The organism is Allofournierella massiliensis (genome assembly GCF_004345265.1).
In the GTDB taxonomy this organism is placed as follows: domain Bacteria; phylum Bacillota; class Clostridia; order Oscillospirales; family Ruminococcaceae; genus Allofournierella; species Allofournierella massiliensis.
The window spans coordinates 1-8,333 of record NZ_SLUM01000054.1 but is presented as its reverse complement, the minus strand read 5'-3'; the positions used below and the strand labels follow the sequence as shown (position 1 = coordinate 8,333).

Sequence of the window (8,333 nt, the reverse complement as noted above, 5' to 3'; positions counted from 1 at the left end):
TACACTCAACTTCTGTTTGTACTGCATAACAATGCTCCCCCTATGATTGACAGCGTTTTATTTCACTGTCTCTCATAGAGGGAGCATATCAGAACGGCATGCAGGTCCTTTTTTTATGTCCTTTCGCCTTCAAATTGGGGGATTGGGGCAATGAAAAGCCTGTTCCGGTAAAAAAACAGCCGCCAGTTACAAAAACCATGCCTGCAAGAGGCTTACTTTAACCGTTCCTTTACTAGCCGATGGTATAGTGGTAAGTGTTAAAACAGTGAAAAGGAGGGATCGGCATGGAACAGCAGGCAGCTTGCAACGGTCCGCTGCATTTGATCACCGTCTGTGTGGACAGTGATGCGGGCAGCCGGATGAGCGGGCGGATTTATCACCGCTTCAGCAACCAGCCGATCCCGTTTCTGGGGGCGGAAGGTGTGCTGTTCTCCATCGAAAAACTGATGGACGAATGGGACTATCCCCAATCCACCTTGAAAATGCGAAGTTTCGCAGGAGTTTCACCTCATCAAAGGAGGCAGCCGGGTATGGCAAGAAAGGCAATCAATGATCCACTGGCATATACCGGGCAGGACGCCACCTTCGTGGTTCATGTAAAATACCGGCAGAACGCCACCTGGCAGGGCACGGTAACCTGGGCCGATAAAAACAAACAGCAGAATTTCCGCAGTGCGCTGGAGCTGATCAAGCTGATGGACAGCGCAATGGACGAAAGCTTACTACCCGAACAAGAGCAAACGGCCGAGCAGGGCGCGGCGCTCATAAACGGATAACCAAACGAACTTAGGAGGCAGCAGCTATGAAACACAAAATGTGGAGCCGTTTACTCAGCATGGCGCTGGCGGTGATGATGATCACCAGCATCGTGCCCAATAGCGCCTTCGCCGAGGCGGCCAGTGAGATTACCAACAGCACCAGCCAGGTGCAGGTGGAGGCAACTCCGGTCGAGGAAAACGATGTCACTCAGGACGAAGTAATCGTGCCGGAAGAGGAGACTCCTACTGTTGAGGCTCCGGTCGAGAGCGTGGAGCCCACTGCGGAACCCACGGCAGAGCCGACCGCTGAGCCCACTCAGGCTCCCGAGGCTACCGCTGTTCCCAGCGAGCAGCCCAGCGCCGAGCCCACCGCGGCTCCGGAAGCCACCGAGGCTCCGAACGCCAGCGCTCAGCCCAGCGAGACTCCCGCGCCCAGCGAGAGCCCTGCTCCCAGCGCCAGCCCGCTGCCCAGTGAGACTCCGGCTCCCACCGAGACTCCGGCAGCTACTGAGGAGCCTGCCATTGACGGCCAGGCCCTGCTGGATGAGCTGATGGCCATTGAGGACGATGAAGCCTTTATGAAGGCCGTGAACGAGCTGACCGAAGAGCAGGTTGCTGCTCTGGAAGCCCTGGGCGAGGATGCTCTGGCGGATTACACTCTGCGTGTGGAGAGCCTGACCGCGCCGGAAGAGACTGTTGAACTGAATGCCGAAGCCAAGGAATTCACCACTGCGGTGGAAGGCGTGGACGGCGTTACTGTTACCGTGAAGGTACCGGAAGGTGCGCTGCCTGTGGACGCCGAGCTGAAGGCGACCATGATTGACCAAAGCAGTGAAGAATACGCCAAGGCTGAAGAGGCTCTGGCCGATGAGAACCTGAACGAACAGCCCGCCGAATACGACGGCATGGTTGCCCTGGACATCCGCTTCGAAGTGGGTGGCCAGGAGGTGGAACCCCTGAAAGAGGTGGAGGTGTCCATCGATGCCCAGGCACTGCTGCCTGAAGATGCCGATCCCGAGACCGTGGCTGTGCAGCATTTGAAGGAAGATGTGACTGGCGAAGTGGTAGCTGTCGAAACCGTGGCGGATGCTACTGAGGAAACCGGCGAAGTGACCATAGAAGCCGCTCCGGCCGAAGAAACTGCACTGAATGTGGCCAGCACCTTTGCGGTGGATGGGTTCTCGAAGTTTACAATCACTTGGGAGAGCACCCGCTTGGATAAAGAAGTAGAGTTATCCATTGTGGATTCAAGTGGAAATCCAATTCCGAATAGCCCAGATGCAAATCATCCTCTTGGAAATTTCACAATTTTTGGCGGAGGCAGCGATGTATATTATATTGAGAAGATTCTAAAAGACGATGGAATCTATCAGTTTGATGCCAATGGAGAAACGTATATATTCCAACGTGCCAGAGTTTACGATGGGTCAAATATACCGCATCCCGTTGATTCGTTCCAAATTGTATATAATGTAACGTCTTATATGATTCGATTCTACGATATGGTATATGGAGGCGAAACGGGATTCTGGACGGATAATGGAACAAGTGATAAGAAAAAAATTGAATTGGTATATCGAACAGAAAGTGAAACAGATTCTGATGATATTTATACAAAAACAGATTTGGTAAGAACCAAGAAGGTAACTAAGAGCGCTGGAGACGACCAATATACATTGGAATTGGGCGTTTCGGGAGCAGTTGGCAGTATCACCAGTCCTGTTAAAATGGACATTGTTTTTGTGATTGACAAGTCTGCAAGTATGGAGGGCAGCTGGTGGTTAGGTGACAATAAAACACAGCTGGTTGAAGAATCGGTCAGGACACTTGTCAATCAATTAGAAAACAACAACATGATCGATCCGAAATACAGCATGGTGTACTTTGGAGAAGATTTAATCAATAGAGATGATCGAAAGCATTATCGTGATGCAATAACCGCTGTGCAATGGACAGATAATGCGGAAAGTATTATTAGTGCAGCTGGAGTTGAAGCAACGTCTGGTAACACAAACTATCAAGCAGGTTTGGTAGATGTGCGGTCGTTGTTGATTGAGTCTCGTAACAATGCACAAAAATATGTTATTTTTGTTTCGGACGGTGTGCCTAACAGATATTATGACCAAAATGGAGATACAGCATCTGGAAATTCCAATCAGGTGATGGATGCAGCAATTCAGGAAGCAAGCAAAATAACAAACCTGAATGGATTTTTCACCATCCGAGTTGGAAATGAGAAGGGCGCAGATGATGTTCTGACTAGTATTTGTGAGGCGGCATATAAAGAAGGTGCAAATCTAGCGAATTTTAAAAATTATCCAGCAGAAAATGCAACAGAGCTGGCAGAAGCATTTAAGGAGATTGAGGGAAATATCACATATCTTCTTTGTGACCATGTTGTTGTAACGGATACTCTTAGTCAATATGTTGACCAAGTCGATGATCCAGTGCTTAAAATAACAGATGCAACCGGAGCAGATGTAACTGCTAAAGAGAAAGGCGGTATCGCCTCTGTTAAATGTGAAAATGGAACATTGACTGTGGATTTTGTGGATGAATATCAGTTAAAACAAGGCTACACTTATACCGTTACAATGCAGATAAAAGCCAGTGATCAAGCATACAAAGAGTATGCTGAAAAGGGTGCAAGTGCTTACAACGGAACTGGCCAGCCGGGTACTGGTGATTATGCAGGGGATAACGGGTTCTATACGAATGGAACAGCGACAGTAAAGTATCAGTACAACGAGCAAGACCAGGAAAATAGTTTTCTGCAACCTGTTATCCAGGTTCATCCCGGTGAACTGAAGATCACCAAGAAAATCGATGGTGATATCCTCTCAGATGCTGCTAAGTTGGGTGCCCTGAAAGCGAATCTAAAGTTCAAGGTTACGTTAAATGACGAGGATCCGTTTGAACTTAAATTAACGGGCGATCCTGATCGGGATGGTGTTTATACCATTATTGATAGTCGGTTGAAGAACCTCAAGCCGGGCACTACTTACACGATCGAAGAAATTGATTTTGGTGTGGACGGATACGAGTGTGAGACAAAAATTGGGGGGAGGGTAAAGACCGAAGCTTCTGGAACAATTTCTGCATCTCAAACTGATAAAGTCGCATTCACAAATACTTATACGGCGCAGGATGGTGAACTGACCTTCACCAAGACTTTGGATAAGCTTTGCGATGGCGACACCATGGCACTGTTCACGGTGGAAATCAAAAATACTGAAACTGGTGAAATCTACTACAAAACGTTGAAATTCAACGCGAGCACTTTCGATGATACATTCACCATTACCTTGCCGGTAGGTGAATACCAGATTCGTGAGTTGAGCAACTTGGGGTATACCAACGGAGAGATTAAGCAAAATGGAGCCACTTTGGGAACAAATGGCGACTATTACAACTTCAAAATTACGCCGGGAGGCAAAACAAAGTTGACCGTCGAAAACACCGCCAACAATAACAATTCTTCCAAGATCGACAAGGACACCGCTGTGAACCGCTTCACAAAGGACAATGATGGTTGGACTTGGAAAAGACAGTAAGGGAGGGGACTGATTTTGAAACATCTGAAATACATCAAGCCAGCCCTTATTGTTGGGCTACTGATGCTGGTGGTTGTGGGAACAACCTTCGCGCTTCGTACAACCGGTCTGAAGCAAATCACCAATACCTTTGATGTGGGTGATCTGGATACGTCCATTGTGGAACCGACAGATCCGGATGATAAGACCCCTGAAAATAAGGATGTTACCGTGACAAACAACGGCTCGGTTAGCGCATACGTCCGTGCCCGCATCGTTGTGGATGTGGAAAATGGGCTGCTGGAGCCGGATCAGGTGCAGTTCATGCTTGAATCCGAAGTGACAAGAGAGCCGCAATCCGACGAGATCTGGGTCATTCTGGCGAATCCAGAAAAAGGAAAAGCGGAATGGCAAAAAGATGAAGCGGACGGTTACTACTATTATGGGGCTATCCTGGCATCCAAGCAGAAAACCGGAAAGCTGATCACAGAAGTAAAAATCGGCAGTAATGTTCCAGATTCCTTTGATGTGATCGTCCAGTCGGAAAGCGTTCCTGCGTTTGCAAGCAGCTGGAGTATGGATGAGGCAAAAGCTGCATTCGCGGCAGCGGCCAGCAATTCGAATTCCTGAAAATAACAATGCGAAGGAGAATTACTGGTGCTTCAAAAAATTTGCAACATTCTCTCCGGAATCATTATGGTGGTGCTGCTGGTGCTGGCAGGTCTGCTGATTGTCCCCTATCTGTTGGGGTATGACGAAATGGCGGTGCTTACCGGCAGCATGCAGCCCACCATCCCGGTGGGAAGCCTGGTTTATGTGCGTGAGGTTCAGCCGGAAACTTTGGAAGCCGGCGATGTGATTACTTATCGGTTGAGCGGTGATACCCGTGTAACTCACCGGGTGATCGAAGTGAAGCCGGAAGAAAACTGTGTGGTAACCCAGGGCGATGCCAACGATTCGCCGGACGGCGATATTGCATTCGACCGGATTGTGGGCAAGATGGATTTCTCGATTCCGTATCTGGGGTTCATTGCCATGAACATTCGCACAAAAACAGGAATCATGGTTATCTGCGGTGTGTTGATTGCAATCATTCTTTTAACTTTTATCCCGGAGATTTTTGCTCCGGAAGAAAAGAAGGAGAAAAAGCAATCAACCGCCACGGAAATAAAAAGCGGGGATGCCCGCCAAAATCCCTAATTGGAAATTCAGGAAAGGAGGAATTGGATGAAAAAAAGCAAAATCGTCCTGTCGCTGGCGTCGCTGTCGCTGGTTGCGGCGGTGGCTGTTGGCGGAACACTGGCCTGGATGACCGATTCAACGCAAATCGCTACGAATACATTCAATATTGGTTCGGGATTTGCAGATGACGGGACACACAAGGGCTTGTGGCTGGACGAAACCAAAATCGGCGGTACAAGTGAAGAGCCGGAAAACCCGGCACATCCGGACCAGAATCCGAACAATCGTACCGAAGAGGATCAGACTTATGAAGGCTTGCGGCCGAACAGCACCTTTGCCAAAGACCCTACTTTCCACATAACAGAAGGTTCGATTCCCTGCTATGTGATTGCACGGATCCAGAACGGCGACAAGGCAACAGCTGCCGGCTACATTTTCAAAGCGGAAGACACCTCCACTGAAACCACTCTCACCGCAAACTGGAAAAAGGTTGCGGGTGACAATGGGAAAGACGATGCTCAGTCGATGCTTGGGCTGGATGGTTACTACATCTATGTGGATAAAACCACTCAGGAGCCGTTGATCCTCGACCCGTCGGAAGCGACGGATGACCTGACCCTGGAACCTTTGTTCCGCTATACCACACTGACCATTGATATCTCTACCGAAGAGGAGCTTGATAAAGCAGACGGGCAGCAGATCAAGATCAGCGGTGCCGCAGTTCAGGCGCAGAATGCAACCTGGGAAGAAGCGGTGGAACAGGCGATCACCACGCTGGGCTGACCCCGAATGGTGAAGAAAACAGTAACATGGCTATCCCGCCCTTGTGTGTGAAAGAGGGCGGATAACAAACAACAACACAGAAAGAGGTAAATGTTATGAACATGAAGAAAATCGCAACGATGGCAACTTGCATGGCTCTGGTGGGCGCAGTAGCAGTAGGCGGTACTCTGGCGTTGCTGACCAGAAACGACAGCATCACCAACACCTTTGTGGTTGGTGAGGGTTTCCCTGTTGATCCGACAGATCCGTCTGATGACGATCTTCCGTTCTTCTATGTGAACGAGGCTGTGGTCAAAATGGAGGAGAGCACCGGTAACTGGGTTGCTGATGGTCTGGCTGATCCTGGGCGCACTATTATGGATCAGACCTATGGCCCTCGTGCTGATAAGTCTGAAACTGAAAACTGGAAAGTCACTGCAGGTGTTGAGCTTCTGAAGGATCCCCAGTTCTATGTAAACCATGATAAGGTAGAGGAAGAAGTACCGGAAGTATTTGTGGTTGCAAAGATTGGTGCGATTCCGACCGGTTTTGAGGTTTATACTGGAGCCAATGGTGCAAATTGGTATCAGGTAACCACCAGAGATAATGGCGAAACTTGGACAAAGGTTGGAGAGCAGCTGGCGGCTAACACCAAACTGGAGGCGAATACTTACTACATTTATGGTGAGCCTCTGGATGCTAACTCTTTAAGCGAAGACGATTGGAAAACCACTAAGCTGTTTGAGCTGGTAAAGACCAATGATCAGGTAAGCAATGACAAGGAAAATAAGATTGAAGTAAGTGGCGTAGCGGTTGAGACTCCGGTTAAAGATGCCGAATTGCAGGATGTTAATTTGGATACGGTTGTTTCTGCTGCCTACAAGGCGATGAAGTAAAAAACGAACTCTCCCCAAAAGAGGTATATAAACCATGAACAAGAAAAGAATTCTCACCGCTGCGGTTAGCCTGTCTCTGGTAGCCGTGGTTGGAATCGGCGCCACTCTGGCGTATTTCACCGATAAAACCGAGGTGGCAACCAATGTATTTACCACCGGAAACGTGAATGTGAGTCTGATCGATCAGGCGTTCAAGAACGATTCCGATGCCACCTGGACCTTTGCTGAAAACGGTAGCGGTTATACATACAGCAACATCATGCCCGGTGACAAGCTTGGCAAAAACGTGGCTGTGCAGATCGAAGATGGTTCTCAGGACTGCTATGTGGCCGTTCGTGTGCAGATCAAAAACAACAACGATCCCGAAGGCTTGACCACTGATATGAGCGAACTGTATCAGCAGGTGGTGGATGCCAGTGCAATTCACAATTGGCTGTATGCCGAAACTGGGGATTCTATCGTGTTCTATTACCCCACTGCACTGACCAACACCAGCGCGGAAAATATCGCGCCGCTGTTCAGCTATCTGACCGTTCCCAAGACCTGGAGCAACGAGTACCTGACTGCGGATCTGAACATCAATGTACAGGCAGCTGCTGTGCAGGCAGTAAACCTGGGTGCTCCCACTGCAGTGGCGGAAGGCTCTCGCGTTGCAGATACCACAGGCGAGTGCGTGATCGAGCTGAACAAGCTGCTGTTTGCTGAGTAATCACTCGGTTTGATCTTGATAATATCTTAATCAGGTTAAATGTATTATCAAAGATGAAATGAGAGGGGGCGGCGGCCATGAAAGCAAAGGCGCTGAGTGCCGTGGCTACGGTACTTCTGCTGGCGGTAATGGCCGTCGCCCTTCCTTTCAGTTTACCAAAACTATTCGGATATCAGATTTACAACGTATTGACCCAAAGTATGGAACCGGCAATGCCGGTGGGCAGCGCGATCTATGTGAAGCGCTGCGACCCCCAGGCCCTTAGGCAGGGCGAGATCATCACCTACCGGCTCAGCGAGGCAACGGGCCTTGTGGAAACGCACCGGGTGGTGGAAAACGACACGCAGGCGAAGCAGCTGATCACACAGGGCGACGCAAACGCCCTGCCGGATGTGGACCCGGTGAGCTACGAGCGTGTGGTCGGAAAAGTGGTCGTATGCATCCCGGTGCTGGGCACAGTGTCGGAGATGCTCCATTCCGGGCCAGGCGTCAC

The 8,333-nt window shown here is 49.5% G+C and carries 8 protein-coding genes; all 8 read left to right on the top strand.

Features of this window, described 5'->3' with window-relative positions; all coding sequences use genetic code 11:
- Nucleotides 1-284 precede the first annotated feature (284 nt).
- Nucleotides 285-776 (top strand): hypothetical protein, encoded by a 492-nt coding sequence (locus EDD77_RS18600; RefSeq protein ID WP_242868435.1) that lies wholly within the window; start codon nt 285-287, stop codon nt 774-776.
- A gap of 26 nt (nt 777-802) precedes the next feature.
- On the top strand, nt 803-4,312 hold the full coding sequence (locus EDD77_RS17495; RefSeq protein WP_058965692.1) for a DUF7604 domain-containing protein: 3,510 nt from the start codon (nt 803-805) through the stop codon (nt 4,310-4,312).
- A gap of 15 nt (nt 4,313-4,327) precedes the next feature.
- Nucleotides 4,328-4,921: a hypothetical protein gene (locus EDD77_RS17490; RefSeq protein ID WP_058965694.1), complete on the top strand. Its 594-nt coding sequence runs from the start codon at nt 4,328-4,330 to the stop codon at nt 4,919-4,921.
- 27 nt (nt 4,922-4,948) lie between these two features.
- Entirely contained in the window at nt 4,949-5,491 is a 543-nt protein-coding gene (locus EDD77_RS17485; protein ID WP_058965696.1) for a signal peptidase I, read from the top strand.
- A 27-nt stretch (nt 5,492-5,518) separates the two neighbouring features.
- Nucleotides 5,519-6,256, top strand: coding sequence for a SipW-dependent-type signal peptide-containing protein (locus tag EDD77_RS17480; RefSeq protein ID WP_058965698.1), 738 nt, complete (start codon nt 5,519-5,521; stop codon nt 6,254-6,256).
- A 95-nt stretch (nt 6,257-6,351) separates the two neighbouring features.
- A complete protein-coding gene (locus EDD77_RS17475; protein ID WP_058965700.1) occupies nt 6,352-7,131 on the top strand; it encodes a hypothetical protein in 780 nt (259 codons plus the stop codon).
- A 34-nt stretch (nt 7,132-7,165) separates the two neighbouring features.
- Nucleotides 7,166-7,840 carry a SipW-dependent-type signal peptide-containing protein gene (locus tag EDD77_RS17470; protein ID WP_058965701.1) on the top strand — a complete coding sequence of 225 codons (675 nt, stop codon included), beginning with the start codon at nt 7,166-7,168 and terminating at the stop codon, nt 7,838-7,840.
- 77 nt (nt 7,841-7,917) lie between these two features.
- Nucleotides 7,918-8,333 (top strand): signal peptidase I (locus EDD77_RS17465; RefSeq protein ID WP_132587460.1); only part of this gene is annotated, 416 nt, incomplete at its 3' end.

Excerpts from the sequence above, each read along its gene's own strand:
- EDD77_RS18600 (WP_242868435.1), top strand. The coding sequence starts at position 285 with ATGGAACAGCAGGCAGCTTGCAACGGTCCGCTGCATTTGATCACCGTC.
- EDD77_RS17495 (WP_058965692.1), top strand. The coding sequence starts at position 803 with ATGAAACACAAAATGTGGAGCCGTTTACTCAGCATGGCGCTGGCGGTG.
- EDD77_RS17480 (WP_058965698.1), top strand. The coding sequence starts at position 5,519 with ATGAAAAAAAGCAAAATCGTCCTGTCGCTGGCGTCGCTGTCGCTGGTT.
- EDD77_RS17475 (WP_058965700.1), top strand. The coding sequence starts at position 6,352 with ATGAACATGAAGAAAATCGCAACGATGGCAACTTGCATGGCTCTGGTG.
- EDD77_RS17470 (WP_058965701.1), top strand. The coding sequence starts at position 7,166 with ATGAACAAGAAAAGAATTCTCACCGCTGCGGTTAGCCTGTCTCTGGTA.